The 14,702-nt window shown below is 56.5% G+C and carries 13 protein-coding genes; 12 read left to right on the forward strand and 1 reads right to left on the reverse strand.

What is annotated here, in order from left to right; genetic code table 11:
* Nucleotides 1-87: 87 nt before the first annotated feature.
* The 12 genes from ribF (at nt 88) to LG290_RS01710 (ending at nt 11,799) form a co-directional block, all read left to right on the forward strand.
* The gene (gene ribF, locus LG290_RS01655; RefSeq protein WP_160419369.1) at nt 88-1,149 is read left to right on the forward strand and encodes a bifunctional riboflavin kinase/FAD synthetase; all 1,062 of its coding nucleotides are present in this window, start codon (nt 88-90) and stop codon (nt 1,147-1,149) included.
* A 7-nt stretch (nt 1,150-1,156) separates the two neighbouring features.
* Entirely contained in the window at nt 1,157-3,988 is a 2,832-nt protein-coding gene (gene ileS / locus LG290_RS01660) for an isoleucine--tRNA ligase (RefSeq protein WP_499835977.1), read from the forward strand.
* A gap of 16 nt (nt 3,989-4,004) precedes the next feature.
* A complete protein-coding gene (lspA, locus tag LG290_RS01665; RefSeq protein WP_499836997.1) occupies nt 4,005-4,496 on the forward strand; it encodes a signal peptidase II in 492 nt (163 codons plus the stop codon).
* 26 nt (nt 4,497-4,522) lie between these two features.
* Nucleotides 4,523-4,969 carry an FKBP-type peptidyl-prolyl cis-trans isomerase gene (gene fkpB / locus LG290_RS01670; protein ID WP_499835978.1) on the forward strand — a complete coding sequence of 149 codons (447 nt, stop codon included), beginning with the start codon at nt 4,523-4,525 and terminating at the stop codon, nt 4,967-4,969.
* A 104-nt stretch (nt 4,970-5,073) separates the two neighbouring features.
* The gene (ispH, locus tag LG290_RS01675; RefSeq protein WP_499836998.1) at nt 5,074-6,027 is read left to right on the forward strand and encodes a 4-hydroxy-3-methylbut-2-enyl diphosphate reductase; all 954 of its coding nucleotides are present in this window, start codon (nt 5,074-5,076) and stop codon (nt 6,025-6,027) included.
* A gap of 66 nt (nt 6,028-6,093) precedes the next feature.
* Nucleotides 6,094-6,507 carry a type IV pilin protein gene (locus tag LG290_RS01680; protein ID WP_499835979.1) on the forward strand — a complete coding sequence of 138 codons (414 nt, stop codon included), beginning with the start codon at nt 6,094-6,096 and terminating at the stop codon, nt 6,505-6,507.
* A gap of 3 nt (nt 6,508-6,510) precedes the next feature.
* Nucleotides 6,511-7,071 (forward strand): pilus assembly FimT family protein, encoded by a 561-nt coding sequence (locus LG290_RS01685; RefSeq protein ID WP_499835980.1) that lies wholly within the window; start codon nt 6,511-6,513, stop codon nt 7,069-7,071.
* Nucleotides 7,068-7,511, forward strand: a complete 444-nt coding sequence (gene pilV, locus LG290_RS01690; protein ID WP_499835981.1) for a type IV pilus modification protein PilV — start codon at nt 7,068-7,070, stop codon at nt 7,509-7,511. The genes LG290_RS01685 and pilV overlap by 4 nt, the downstream gene beginning before the upstream one ends.
* Nucleotides 7,511-7,945 carry a PilW family protein gene (locus tag LG290_RS01695; RefSeq protein ID WP_160419375.1) on the forward strand — a complete coding sequence of 145 codons (435 nt, stop codon included), beginning with the start codon at nt 7,511-7,513 and terminating at the stop codon, nt 7,943-7,945. The genes pilV and LG290_RS01695 overlap by 1 nt, the downstream gene beginning before the upstream one ends.
* A 56-nt stretch (nt 7,946-8,001) precedes the next feature.
* Nucleotides 8,002-8,850, forward strand: coding sequence for a pilus assembly PilX family protein (locus LG290_RS01700; protein ID WP_499835982.1), 849 nt, complete (start codon nt 8,002-8,004; stop codon nt 8,848-8,850).
* 85 nt (nt 8,851-8,935) lie between these two features.
* Nucleotides 8,936-9,955: a tryptophan--tRNA ligase gene (gene trpS / locus LG290_RS01705; RefSeq protein WP_499835983.1), complete on the forward strand. Its 1,020-nt coding sequence runs from the start codon at nt 8,936-8,938 to the stop codon at nt 9,953-9,955.
* A gap of 164 nt (nt 9,956-10,119) precedes the next feature.
* Nucleotides 10,120-11,799: an NAD-dependent malic enzyme gene (locus tag LG290_RS01710; RefSeq protein ID WP_499835984.1), complete on the forward strand. Its 1,680-nt coding sequence runs from the start codon at nt 10,120-10,122 to the stop codon at nt 11,797-11,799.
* An 83-nt stretch (nt 11,800-11,882) separates the two neighbouring features.
* Here the strand turns inward: LG290_RS01710 and acnA are convergent, their stop codons facing one another.
* Nucleotides 11,883-14,618, reverse strand: a complete 2,736-nt coding sequence (gene acnA / locus LG290_RS01715) for an aconitate hydratase AcnA (protein WP_499835985.1) — start codon at nt 14,616-14,618, stop codon at nt 11,883-11,885.
* Nucleotides 14,619-14,702 lie beyond the last annotated feature (84 nt).

Below are 14,702 nucleotides of genomic sequence, written 5' to 3' on the forward strand. Positions count from 1 at the left end.
CGTCACGCCATGGCTGCCAGTCGCCGGGCATTTCGTTATAATCGGTGGTCTTTTGTGGGCCACGTCAACCAGGGCTGAACGGATTTCATGCGCGTCATTCGAGGACTGCACAATCTGCGTGAATCGCATCGTGGCTGCGTGGCGACCATCGGCAATTTCGATGGCGTGCATCGCGGCCATCAGGCGATCCTGGAACAATGCCGCGAACATGCAGCACGGCTTGGCGTGCAGGTTACCGTGGTGGTCTTCGAGCCTCAGCCACGTGAGTTCTTTGCCGGTGACCAGGCGCCGCCACGCCTGACGCGCTTGCGGGAAAAGGTTCGCTTGCTGGCGGAGCACGGCGCCGAGCAGGTGTTGTGCCTACCGTTCAATGACGCCCTGCGCAGCCTCACCGCACGGGAATTCATCGATCAGGTGTTGATCGAAGGGCTGGGTGTACGCCACCTGGTCGTGGGGGATGACTTTCGTTACGGCTGCGATCGCCGCGGCGATTTCACCTTGCTGGAAGCGGTGGGGCGCGAGCATGGCTTCGGTGTCGAGCACACCCGCACCTTTACCCTGGATGACGAACGGGTTTCCAGCAGCCGGGTACGCACATTGCTCCTGAGCGGCAATTTTTCCGCCACCGCCCGTCTGTTGGGGCGCCCTTACAGCGTTTCAGGGCGGGTGGTACGTGATCAACAACTAGGGCGCACCATCGGCGTGCCCACCGCCAATATCCCCTTGTTGCCCCAGCCGCTGACGCTGCGCGGCGTGTACGTGGTGTTCGCCGAACTTGCCGACGGGCGCTATTACGGCGGGGTGGCCAATGTCGGTTGGCGGCCTACGGTCGGGGCGGACCGTCCCACCCTGGAAGTGCATTTGTTCGATTTCGAAGGCGACCTCTATGGCGAACGGCTTACGGTCTATCCTTGCGCGCGGCTGCGCGGTGAAATCAAGTTTGACGGTCTCCAGGCCCTTAAAGCGCAGATAAACCACGACCAGGCACGCGCACGGGACTACCTGGCGGCGCATCCCGGCTTGGCCGATGGCACCTTGCATCTGGCTGACGGCTCTTTTCCGCTGGCATCCGCGCCGTTGGGGCGTGATGCAGTAACTTCTTCTGAATCTTCGTCGGCGGGACGTTCCGCCGATCATAACGACGGCTGACCGGACTATGGATTACAAGCACACGCTGAACTTGCCCGAAACCGAATTTCCCATGCGCGGCATGCTGCCCAAGCGTGAGCCGGGCCGGGTTTCCCAGTGGCAGGATATGAAGCTCTACCAGCGCCTGCGCGAAGAGCGGGCGGGAAAACCGCTGTTCGTGCTGCACGATGGCCCTCCTTATGCCAACGGCAGCATTCATATCGGTCACGCCGTCAACAAGATTCTCAAGGATATCATCGTCAAGTCGAAGAACCTGGCGGGTTTCGATGCACCCTATGTGCCGGGCTGGGATTGCCACGGCCTGCCTATCGAACACAAGGTGGAAACCACCCACGGCAAGCACCTGGAACCCGAAAAAGCACGCGGTCTATGCCGTGACTACGCCGCTGCCCAGATCGAAACCCAGTTGACCGATTTCGTGCGCCTGGGCGTGGTGGGTGACTGGGATAATCCTTACCGTTCGATGGATTACGTCAACGAAGCCGGGGAAATTCGCGCTCTGGCTGACATGGTCGAGGCAGGCTATGTCTTCAAGGGCTTGAAGCCGGTCAACTGGTGTTTCGATTGCGGCTCGGCGCTGGCCGAGGCCGAAGTCGAGTACGCCGACAAGAAATCCGACGCCATCGATGTCGCCTTCCCGGTGGAAGATGCCGACAAGCTGGCGGCAGCCTTTGGCTTGAGCGAACTGCCCAAGCCTGCTGCCGTGGTGATCTGGACCACCACCCCCTGGACGATTCCCGCCAACCAGGCGCTCAACGTCCATCCTGAATTCACCTACGCCCTGGTGGACGTGGGCGAGCGCTTGTTGCTGCTGGTGGAAGACCTGGTGGCCTCGTGCCTGGAGCGCTTCGGCCTGGAAGGCGAGGTGATTGCCACGGCCAAGGGGGAAAGTCTCGACCTGATCAATTTCCGCCATCCGTTTTATGCGCGTCTCTCGCCGGTGTACCTGGCGGAGTATGTGGAAGCCGAGGTCGGCAGCACCGGTATCGTTCACTCGGCGCCCGCCTACGGCATGGACGATTTCATCACCTGCCGTGAGCACGGCATGAGCTTCGACGATATCGAAAGCCCGGTACAGGGCAACGGCGTCTATTCCGATGAACTGCCGTTCTTCGGTGGGCAAATGATCTGGAAGGCCAATCCGCATATCATCGAAAAACTGCGCGAAGTGGGTGCGTTGATGGCGCATACGCCTATCAAGCACAGCTACATGCACTGCTGGCGTCACAAGACGCCTGTGATCTATCGCGCCACCGCCCAGTGGTTCGTGGGCATGGACGTGGCGGGCAAGGACGGCAAGACCCTGCGTGAACGAGCGCTTGAAGGTATCGAGGCCACCGAATTCACGCCCGCCTGGGGTCAGGCGCGTTTGCACTCGATGATCGCCAACCGCCCGGACTGGTGCATCTCGCGCCAGCGTAACTGGGGCGTGCCGATTCCGTTCTTCCTCGACAAGGCCAGCGGCGAACTGCATCCGCGCACTGTCGAGCTGATGGAAGAAGCCGCCAAGCGTGTCGAGAAGGAAGGCATCGATGCCTGGTTCCGTCTCGAGCCCGCCGAGCTTCTCGGCGAAGAAGCGGATAATTACGAAAAAGTCACCGATACCCTGGACGTCTGGTTCGATTCCGGCACCACCCATCGCCACGTGCTGCGCGGTTCGCACCCCCACGGCCACGACCAGGGGCCGATCGCGGATCTGTACCTGGAGGGTTCCGACCAGCACCGCGGCTGGTTCCACTCCTCGCTGCTGACGGGGTGCGCCATTGACGGTCATCCGCCTTATCGTCAACTGCTGACCCATGGTTTCACCGTGGACGCTCAGGGTCGCAAGATGTCCAAGTCGGTCGGCAACGTGGTCGCGCCTCAGACCGTCATGGACAAGCTCGGCGCGGATATCCTGCGCCTCTGGGTGGCCTCCACCGATTATTCCGGTGAAATGGCGGTTTCGGATGAAATCCTCACGCGTACCGCTGATGTGTATCGCCGGATTCGCAACACCTCGCGTTTTCTGCTTTCCAACCTGAATGGCTTCGAGCCGCAGCGTGATCAGGTGGCGTTCGAGGACATGCTGGCGCTGGATCAGTGGGTGGTGGATCGTGCCGCGCAACTCCAGGCGCGTATCGACAAGGCCTATGAAGAGTACCGCTTCCTGGATGTCTATCAGCAAGTGCATGGTTTCTGTGCCCGCGAGCTGGGCGGCTTCTACCTGGATGTGATCAAGGACCGTCAGTACACCACCCAGGCCGACTCGCTGGCCCGGCGCAGCGCTCAAACCGCGCTGTATCAGGTCGTCGAAGCGCTTTCCCGCTGGGTGGCACCGATCCTTTCCTTCACTGCCGAGGAAATCTACGAGCATATCCCCGGCAAACGTGGCGACAGTGTGCTGCTGGAAACCTACTACACCGGCCTGGGCATGCTTGAGGCTGACGCCTCCATGGGGCGTGATTTCTGGGAGCAGGTGCTGGACGTCAAGCAAGCGGTCAACAAGCGCCTGGAAGATGCGCGTAACGCCAAGCTGATCAAAGGCAGCCTGGCCGCCGAAGTGACCTTGTTCGTGGATGACTCGCTGCGCGCCACCCTGGAGAAGCTGGGCGATGAACTGCGTTTCGTGATGCTGACCAGCGACGTGACGCTGGCGCCCTTGGCCGAGGCAGGCAGTGCCGAAGCCACCGAGCTTGACGGCTTGAAAGTCGCGGTTGCCACGAGCCCGCACCAGAAGTGCGAACGTTGCTGGCATCACCGTGAAGACGTAGGCACCCATGCCGATCATCCCGACCTCTGTGGTCGCTGTATCAGCAACCTGCCGGAAGGACCGGGTGAAGTGCGTCACTATGCTTGAAGAAAACATGCCACCCATGCGCCAGCCACTGCGCTGGCTGTGGCTGTCCCTGACGGTGATCGTGCTGGATCTGGCCACCAAATACGCCGCCAGCGCCATGCTCGGCTATGCTCAACCGGTGGAAGTGCTGCCGTTTTTCAACTTGACGCTGCTGCATAACACCGGTGCCGCCTTCAGCTTCCTGGCAAGCCACCCCGGCTGGCAGCGATGGTTCTTCGCCGTAGTCGCTATTGGGGCCAGTGTGGGCTTGACTATCTGGTTGCGTCGGCTCAAGGCCGATGAAACCCTGTTGGCAGGCTCACTGGCATTGATCATCGGCGGGGCGCTGGGCAATCTGTATGACCGCCTTGTGCATGGCTATGTGGTGGATTTTCTCTCCTTCCATGTGGCGGGCTGGTACTACCCGGCCTTCAACGTGGCGGATATCGCGATTACCCTGGGTGCCGCCGGTTTGATCTGGGAGTCGCTGTTCGGTGAAAAGCGCAGACGCAGCCAGCGCCAATCCTAATCCTGTATTTTGACGACGAGTGCCCTATGACCGATTATCCGATAGATGAAAACATGGAAGTCACCCTGCACTTCACCCTGAAACTGGAAGATGGCACGGTGGTGGATACCACGCGGGAGAAAGCGCCCGCCACCTTTCAGTTCGGTGACGGCAACCTGCCGCCGGGGTTTGAAAACCCGCTGAAAGGGCTGAAAAAAGGCGAAACCGGCTGTTTCACCATTACCCCGGAGCACGCTTTCGGCCAGCAGAATCCTCAGAATGTCCAGCTGCTCAAGCTTGACGATTTTGCTGATGAAACGCCGGAAATCGGCATGGTGATGTCGTTTGCCGATGCCGCGGGGGGTGAACTGCCCGGGGTGGTCAAGAGCATCGAGGGCAATCAGGTGGAAGTGGACTTTAACCATCCGCTGGCGGGGCGTACCCTGATGTTTGATGTAGAAGTGCTGGAGGTGACGCCCGTTACGACTCACTAACGGTCGCTCCTTTATAGCGTACTTCCCGTTATCACTCGACACGATGCCCACCGGCATCAAGGCAAGGCTTCTTTATGCAAACCCCGCCTGTGGAACAGACCTCCATGCAAATCAAGCTCGCCAACCCGCGTGGCTTCTGCGCCGGTGTGGATCGTGCCATCGAAATCGTCAATCGCGCCCTGGATGTGTTCGGCCCGCCGATCTACGTGCGCCATGAAGTCGTGCATAATCGCTTCGTGGTGGAAACGCTGCGCGAACGCGGCGCGATTTTCGTCGAAGAACTACACGAAGTACCGGATGACGTCATCGTGATCTTCTCGGCTCACGGGGTTTCCCGCGCGGTTCAGGAAGATGCCCAGCGACGTGGGCTGAAAGTGTTCGATGCTACCTGCCCGTTAGTCACCAAGGTGCATATGGAAGTGCTGCGCTACGCCAAGCGCGGCCAGGAATGTGTGCTGATCGGCCACGAAGGCCATCCGGAAGTGGAAGGCACCATGGGGCGTTACGATGCCCGGCATGGCGGCCACATCTATCTGGTGGAAGACGAAGCGGATGCCGCTCGGCTTGAGGTCAAGAATCCGAGCACCCTGGCGTTCGTCACCCAGACGACGCTCTCCATGGACGACACTGCCAAGGTGATCGATGTGCTGCGCGGAAAGTTTCCCGAGATCCAGGGTCCGCGCAAGGATGACATTTGCTACGCCACTCAAAACCGCCAGGACGCCGTGCGCGAGCTTGCCGCGGAAAGTGATTTACTGCTGGTGGTGGGAAGCCCGAACAGCTCCAATTCCAACCGCTTGCGTGAGCTTTCCGAGCGTATGGGCACCCCGGCTTATCTGATCGACAACGCCGAGCAGATTCAGCCGGATTGGCTCGAAGGGGTAAGCAATATCGGCATTACCGCCGGCGCCAGTGCACCGGAAGTATTGGTCAAGGGCGTGATAGAGCGGTTGCAGTCCCTGGGTGCGACAGTGCCGCAAGAGCTTGCCGGGCGTGAAGAAACCATCACCTTTTCCATGCCGACCGAGCTGCGTCAAGCGGTGATCGCCAGCAGTTGATGCAAACCGTACCAGTTTGAGACATACTGAAACGGTATGAAAAAACTGGTACAGGAGAGCATCCGCGTGACCAGAATCCTCCTTTCTCATCGCGCTGGCCGGCCCACCGCCCGCCAGCGTGGCTTTACCCTGATCGAGCTGATGATCGTCGTAGCGATTATCGGCATCATCGCCTCCGTGGCCTATCCCAGCTACACCCGCTATGTGGAACGCTCGATACGCACTGATGCCTACGCTGGTCTATCCCAAGCTGCCTCCGACTTGGAACGTTGCTACACCCAAAATTATAGTTATGCGGGCTGTAGTGGTTTTCTCAAGTTTTCTCCCGAGGAGTACTACACCATCAGTCTCGATACGGATGGAGCGAATGACGGTGGCTATACCTTGACGGCTACTCAGGCTACGGGGCGCGACGATGGATGCGATGAGTCCCTGACACTGGATGCACTCGGCAAGCGTCAACCTGACGGTTGTTGGTAGCTTATGAAAAAATCTGGTTTCACTCTGATTGAACTGCTGATTACCCTGGCCATCGCCGCGATTTTGGCCACGGTGGCCGTCCCTGCGTTTTCCACTTTCCTTGCCCGCCAGCAGCTGGCCAGCGATGTGAATGAAATGATCTCGGTGCTCAGCTTGGCCCGCAGTGAAGCCATCAAGCAGCGGCGTGATATGAAAGTGGTGTTTTCGCCGCGAGAAGTGAGTAACCCCCGTGGTGTGTGCAATGAAGGGCAGAGTGAAAAGCTAGATAGTGAGGGTGTGACTCGTTATATTTATCCCTCGTGGTGTTATTGGGTTAAACCTGTCAATGAAGCTAGTGAAGATAAGGTGCTTCGCATCGGTCAAACAAATAATATTAGCCATAATGCGAGTAGCAGTGAGTTAGAAATTATCTTTGAATCGCTGGGGAATGCAGAAACGTCTAGCTGCCTAAATTCTGTCTGCCAAATCACAATAAGCTCGCGTCAAGATAATCCATCAATTGATCCTGTGACACTGGCAGTTCGCACCACGGGCAGTATCCGCAACAAGGAGAGTGGGTCATGAGGCGCCAGCGAGGCTTTAGCCTTATCGAAGCGTTGGTAGCGCTGTTGGTGCTGTCATTTGGTCTTGTCGGGGTGGCAGCGATGCAGCTTAAAGCACTGCAAAGCGCCACCGCTGGTTATCAGCGCTCGGTGGCAACGCTGGCCGCTGTGGATGCCCAGGAAAGACTATGGGCGGAGTTGGTGAAAATGGATCAAGATTCAGAAGATACTCGCCAAGATTGCTCTGAAATTGAAGATGATTATGTAAAAGGTATTGAAACCAATTGGCAAGAAGACTGGTTTGAGTCAAGCACAGCAACTCCACTTCGACAGTTCTCGGGTAATATTAGCGGCGGGGATGAAGAGTGTGAGTTTAATATTGAGATAGTTTTTGATAGTGATCCCGATAGCCAGGATTCCTTTATGTACACCTTCCGTCTTCCAAAACTGGAGGAATCCTAATGTCATTCTATCGGCAAAAAGGCTTCACCCTTGTCGAACTGATGGTCGCGATGGTGATCGGTACCATTATTGTCCTTGGGGCTGGGCAACTGTTTCTTACTACCTTTCAAACCTTTCGCCAAGTTGATGAGCTGAGTCGTAAACAAGAAACGTTGATTTTTGCAGCGAATACGCTGGTCAGAAGTATACGAAGAGGTGAAATAGCTCGGTTTGAAATAAGATCTCCTGATGATAGTGATTGGGATGCCCACACGATTTACGATACACAAGAAAATGACCATGTTGTTGGTGGATTGAGAGAATGTGGTGAAGAAGTGTTAATAGTTGAAGATTCTGTGCTTTCCAATGTCTATATAGTGACATTGTGTCTAGAAAACGAAGAAACGCCTATCGTGTTTCGTGTTGCCGATCGCCGCACCATCATAAACAATTAGATGATTTTTTATTCGAAAAGCACCTTTTTAAGACGACAAACTATCGAGGAGTGGTCATGAAAAAACAACAAGGTGCCGCACTCATTATCGTTCTCGCCCTTTTAGCCGGCTCATTAATGCTCGGCCTTTCTGGTATGAACTCCGCCTTGATTGATGAACGGTTGGCGGGAAATTATCGAGCGTCAGCGCTGGCGCAGATGGCGGCTGAGTGGGGAGGTAGTGGACTTGATAGTAGTGATATTGATAGTAGTAATAGTCAAGGAAATTGTAGTGCGCTTTTAAGTGATGGTAATGCATTTGATATGGGGGGAGGTGGCGATGTCGATAGCCTTTCTTCTTACAAGTATGTTACTTGTAATAATGATAGTGGTGGTTATTCTTTGTTAGTCAGAGGACAGGTTTTAGATGCTTCTTCTGTTAGCTTTATATTGCTTATTTTTCCTGGTGGAATAGATATTGATGATTTCTTTGAATGGGTGGATGATAATTCAAACTCATTTTTTTATGCTTGCGATTCGGCTGCTATAAATGGTCCTGGTGTTTATTATTGCAATGGAGACTTTACAGATAAGACCAATAGTAGTTTCGATGGTGTCACTTTGATAGTAAGTGGAAATTTTGATTCGAATGTTCAAGATGATATATCAGGTTTGACAGTTATTGTTAAAAAAATGACGACTTTTAAAGGTATAGGGAATGATGACGTTGGTGCTAATATTTGGTCTGGGGGTGAAGTAACTATGAGTGGTGACGGTGCACAGGCAGTACTTGATTTAGAAATTTGTGCTCCTGATGCAAGAGTTGATGGTGTTGGGGATGCTGATAATAATAACTGTGAATGGGTAGAAGTTTTTCTAGAAGATAGTGACTATGAAGGTGGTAGTACAGACTGGGTACAGCTATGACCATTAATGAACTCTAGCTGTTTCTCGAAGCATAAATTGATAACATCGTCGCACGTTTTTTGATTTTACAGGTAGCCGCATTCCAATGACCCAACCCAAAACCCGTGTTCTCACCGGTATCACCACCACCGGTACCCCGCACCTTGGTAACTACGTCGGGGCGATCAAGCCGGCGATTGAAGCCAGCCAGGACCCCAACGTCCAGTCGTTCTACTTTCTGGCCGATTACCACGCCCTGATCAAGTGCCAGGACCCCAAGCGGGTGCAGGAATCGCGCCTGGAAAGCGCCGTCACCTGGCTGGCGCTGGGGCTGGATACCGACAATGCCATCTTCTATCGCCAGTCGGATATTCTGGAAATTCCCGAACTCACCTGGATGCTCTCCTGCGTGTGCGCCAAGGGCTTGATGAACCGTGCCCATGCCTATAAGGCCGCGGTGGCGGAAAATGAGGCGGCGGAAAATCAGGATGCCGATAAAGGCATCACCATGGGATTGTTCGGTTACCCGGTGCTGATGGCCGCGGATATTCTGATGTTCAATGCCAATAAAGTGCCTGTGGGGCGCGATCAGATTCAGCATATCGAGATGGCGCGCGATATCGCCGGGCGCTTCAATCACCTCTACAAGGGGCAGTATTTCACCTTGCCGGAAGCCGTGGTCGATGAAAAAGTCGAAGTGCTGGCTGGCCTGGACGGGCGCAAGATGTCCAAGAGTTACAACAACACCATTCCGCTGTTCGTCCCCGAGAAAAAGCTCCAGAAACTGGTGCGCAAGATCAAGACCAACTCCCTTGAGCCCGGTGAACCCAAGGACCCGGATAGCTGTACCCTGTTTCAGATCTATTCGGCGTTCGCCACTGCCGAGGAAACTGCTGCCATGCGCACCGACTATGCCAACGGCATCGGCTGGGGCCAAGCCAAGGATCGCGTCTTCGAGTATTTGAATGAACATCTGCGTGAGCCACGCGAGCGCTACAACCGCTTGATGGAAGATCCTGCCCATATCGAAAGCGTGCTGCATAAAGGCGCCGAGCGTGCACGGGCCGAGGCGGCAACCACCATGGAGCGTCTACGTTCTACCGTGGGCTTGGGACGCTTCGTCTAACAGCGCCGCTGCCAGCAAAACAGCCTGCTGCCTACGGCTAGTCGGGCACTGATGCCTGAAGCAGGCATCATGTCTATTGTGTGGCCATGTTTGTTGAAAGACGCCACGAAAGAGCGTCATATGTATCGAACCGGCCCAATTGCCTGCAGATAGAGAGTGTCTTCATGACGACCAAGAGCAAACGCCCCTTATATATTCCTTATGCCGGCCCCTCATTGCTGGAAATGCCGTTGCTCAACAAAGGCAGCGCCTTCACCCAAGAAGAGCGCCTGGCGTTCAACTTGATTGGTCTGCTGCCGCAAAAAGTGGAAACCATCGAGGATCAGTTGGAGCGGGTCTATCGTCAATACCAGCAGTGTCATGGTGACCTTGAACGCCATATCCACCTGCGGGCGGTTCAGGATGACAATGAGACGCTGTATTTTCGTATGGTATCGCAACATCTCGAAGAGATGCTGCCGATCATCTACACCCCGACGGTCGGTAAGGCGTGTCAGGAATTTTCCAATATCTACCGCAATCACCGGGGACTGTTCATCAGTTACCAGGATCGCGAGCACATGGAAGATATCCTGCGCAGTGCGACCAAGGACAATGTCAAAGTGATCGTGGTCACCGATGGCGAGCGTATCCTGGGGCTAGGAGATCAGGGTATCGGGGGGATGGGTATTCCCATCGGGAAGCTGGCGCTGTACACCGCCTGCGGCGGTATCAGCCCAGCCTACACCTTGCCGATCATGCTTGATGTGGGGACCAATAACCAGATGCTGCTGGATGACCCCATGTACATGGGGTGGCGCCACGAGCGTGTTGACCAGGAAGACTATGACGTTTTCATGGAAGAATTCATCACCGCGGTGAAACGGCGCTGGCCGGATGTCCTGCTGCAGTTCGAAGACTTTGCACAGGCCAATGCCATGCCACTTCTGGAGCGCTACCGCGATGAACTCTGTTGTTTCAACGACGACGTTCAGGGCACGGCCTCGGTCGTTGTGGGCACCTTGATGGCAGCGTGCCAGGCCCGCGGTGAAACTATTGCCGATCAGCGGGTGGTGTTCGTGGGAGGTGGCTCCGCCGGCTGTGGTATTGCCGAGCAAGTCGTCGTGGCCATGCAGGCACAAGGGCTTTCGGAAAGCGCAGCCCGCCAACGCATAGGCATGGTGGACCGCGATGGCCTGATGACCACCGACCAGGCGTGGCAACGAGAATTTCAACGCCGCCTGGCCCACGACCCGGCCCTGGTGGCCGAATGGAATGGCCAAGGGCTGGAAGAGACCGTTGCCCAGCTCAAACCGACTGTGTTGATCGGGGTTTGCGGGCGTAAAGGCATCTTTACCGAGTCGGTGATTCGTACCATGCATGCCGGTTGTGAGAATCCTGTGATCATGCCGCTTTCCAATCCGACCTCTCAAGCGGAAGCGCTGCCGGAAGACGTCATTCGTTGGACTGATGGCAAGGCATTGGTGGCCACCGGCAGTCCCTTTGCACCGGTGGTATATGAGGGGCGTACCTACCCTATCGCTCAGTGCAACAATGCGTATATCTTCCCCGGTATCGGTCTGGGCGTGGTGGCGGCCAGGGCAACCCGCGTGACTGACGACATGTTGATGAGTGCATCCAGGGCGTTGGCGCGTGAAGCACCGCTGGTCAAGGAGGGTAAAGGCAGCTTGTTGCCGCCCTTGTCGCGCATCAAGGAAATCAGCAAGTCGATTGCCTTTGAAGTGGCCGCGCAGGCCCAGCAGAACGGGGTGGCCTTGAAAACCGGCGGCACCGAGCTGCGTCATGCCATTGAGCGTGCCAGCTGGACCCCTGAGTACCGTGAGTACCGGCGTCGCGCTTTTTGATTCGTTTTCTGTTGCAGACAAAATGTTGCAGGCAAAAAAACCCCCACCGAGGTGGGGGTTGCAAGCATTGGCAAGTTCTTACTTCAGGCTGCGCCGATCATCTTGCGCAGCACGTAGTGGAGGATACCACCATGGCGGTAGTAAGCCAGCTCGTCGGCGGTATCAATTCGGCACTTGGCTTCAACGGTCGTTTCCCCATCGGCACCTTCGATAATCACATTGACTGTGCCCCCCGGCGTGAGATCCGCCAATCCAGCGATGGAAATCTTTTCATCACCGGTTAGGCCCAGGCTCTTGCGGTCCTGGCCTTCGGGGAATTGCAGCGGGACGACGCCCATGCCGATCAGGTTGGAGCGGTGAATACGTTCAAAGGACTCCGCCAGCACAGCACGTACCCCGAGCAGCCGCGTACCCTTGGCCGCCCAGTCACGGCTGGAACCGGTGCCGTATTCCTTCCCCGCAATCACTACCAGGGGGGTGCCTTCTTCGGCGTACTTCATTGCCGCGTCATAGATTGGCATCTGTTCGCCTGACGGTACGTGACGCGTTTCGCCACCCACGACGTCCTCGAGCATTTCATTTCTGATACGCACATTGGCAAAGGTGCCGCGCATCATGACTTCGTGGCTGCCACGGCGAGAACCGTAGGAGTTGAAGTCCACCGGCTTGACGCCGTGCTCTTGAAGATAACGCCCAGCGGGGCTATCGGGCTTGATTGCCCCGGCGGGGGAGATATGGTCGGTGGTCACGGAGTCGCCGAGCATGGCCAAGACGCGGGCGTCGCTGACGTCTTCGATCGCCTCGGGCTCGCGGCCCATGCCTTCAAAGAACGGCGGATGCTGAATGTAGGTGGACTCCGGCCACTGGTAGACCTTGCTTTCAGGCACCTGGATATTCTTCCAGACGGCATCGCCTTCGAACACTTCGGCATATTCCTTGCGGAACATCTCGGTATTGACCTTTTCCACGGCCTCGGCGATCTCTGCCTGAGTGGGCCAGATATCCTTGAGATAGACGGGGTTGCCGTCACTATCGTTGCCCAACGGCTCCTGAATGAGGTCACGGCGCATGTTGCCGGCCAAGGCATAGGCTACCACCAAGGGGGGCGAGGCCAGCCAGTTGGTCTTGACCATCGGATGAATGCGCCCTTCGAAATTACGGTTGCCCGAAAGCACCGATGCTACCGTGAGATCGCCTTTTTCAATGGCTTCGTCAATGGCTTCCGGAAGCGGACCGGAGTTGCCGATACAGGTGGTGCAGCCGTAGCCCACCAGATTGAAGCCCAGGGCGTTGAGGTCTTCGGTAAACCCGGCGGCGGCGAGGTAATCGGTGACCACCTTGGAACCCGGCGCCAGGGAGGTCTTGACCCAAGGCTTGGTGGAGAGACCCTTTTCGCGGGCTTTGCGCGCCACGAGCCCGGCGGCCATCATGACGCTGGGATTTGAAGTATTGGTACAGGAGGTAATGGCGGCGATCACTACTGCGCCAGGGTCGAGATGGAAGCTGTTGCCCTCGAGATTGACTTCCTGGCTGTCGGTATGCGAAAGACTCCGTTCAGCGCCTACCGCGGTTTGGCCACCGCCTTCGGAAAGTAGCTTGCCTTTTTCCGTGGAGGAAGGCTTATCGTCGTCGGACATGACGCTTTCGAACGCGGTTTGCATGTCTTTCAGCGCGACACGATCCTGCGGCCGCTTGGGCCCGGCCAGGCTGGCTTCGACCTCGCTCATGTCCAGCTGCAGGCTATCGCTGAAAACCGGTTCATCCCCGGGCTCGCGCCACAGTCCCTGGGCTTTGCTGTAGGCTTCGACCAGCGCGACGTGTTCATCTTCACGACCGGTTAGGCGCAGGTAGTTCAGGGTTTCTGCATCGACCGGGAAAAAACCGCAGGTGGCGCCGTATTCCGGGGCCATATTGGCGATAGTGGCGCGGTCGGCGAGCGGCAGGTCGTCGAGGCCGTCACCATAGAATTCCACGAACTTGCCCACGACCCCTTTGCTGCGCAACATCTGGGTCACGGTGAGTACCAGGTCGGTGGCCGTGATCCCTTCCTTGAGCTTGCCGGTCAATTTGAAGCCAACCACCTCGGGAATCAACATGGAAATCGGCTGACCCAGCATGGCGGCTTCAGCCTCGATACCGCCCACGCCCCAGCCGAGTACGCCCAGGCCGTTGATCATGGTGGTGTGGGAATCGGTGCCCACCAGGGTGTCGGGGTAAGCAAAGGTCTTGTCGCCCTCTTGCTTGGTCCACACCGTCCTGCCCAGATATTCCAGGTTGACCTGGTGGCAGATGCCGGTACCCGGCGGCACCACGCGGAAATTATCGAAAGCATCCTGGCCCCATCGCAAGAATTCATAGCGTTCCCGGTTACGCTGCATTTCGATGTCGACGTTTTCCTGAAAGGCGTCAGGGTCACCGAAATTATCCACCATGACGGAGTGGTCGATAACCAGATCTACCGGGGAGAGGGGGTTGATCCTTGAAGGATCTTCGCCGAGCTTTTCCACCGCTGCGCGCATCGAGGCAAGATCCACTACACCGGGAACGCCGGTGAAGTCCTGCATCAAAACCCGTGCCGGGCGGTAACCGATCTCGCGGGTCGAGCGGGCGTCTTTCTGCCAATCGACCAGCGCCTGCATGTCGTCCTGGGAAACACTTTCTTCGTCGACGAAACGTAGTTGATTTTCCAGCAGGATCTTGAGGGTCTTGGGCAGGCGGTCGATATTACCCAGTGTCTCGGCCGCTTGAGGAAGACTGTAGTAATGATAGGTAGTGCCACCTGCATCAAGCGTATGCAGGGTATCGGGTATCTTGCTCATGCAGTTCTCCTTCTTGGCTTTACCAGTTCGATGTTGCTTTCATTATGGCTCAACCTATCAATAACACATGGGCGTGTTAAGTGT

It is taken from the genome of Halomonas sediminis, from assembly GCF_044871105.1.
GTDB lineage: Bacteria > Pseudomonadota > Gammaproteobacteria > Pseudomonadales > Halomonadaceae > Vreelandella > Vreelandella zhuhanensis.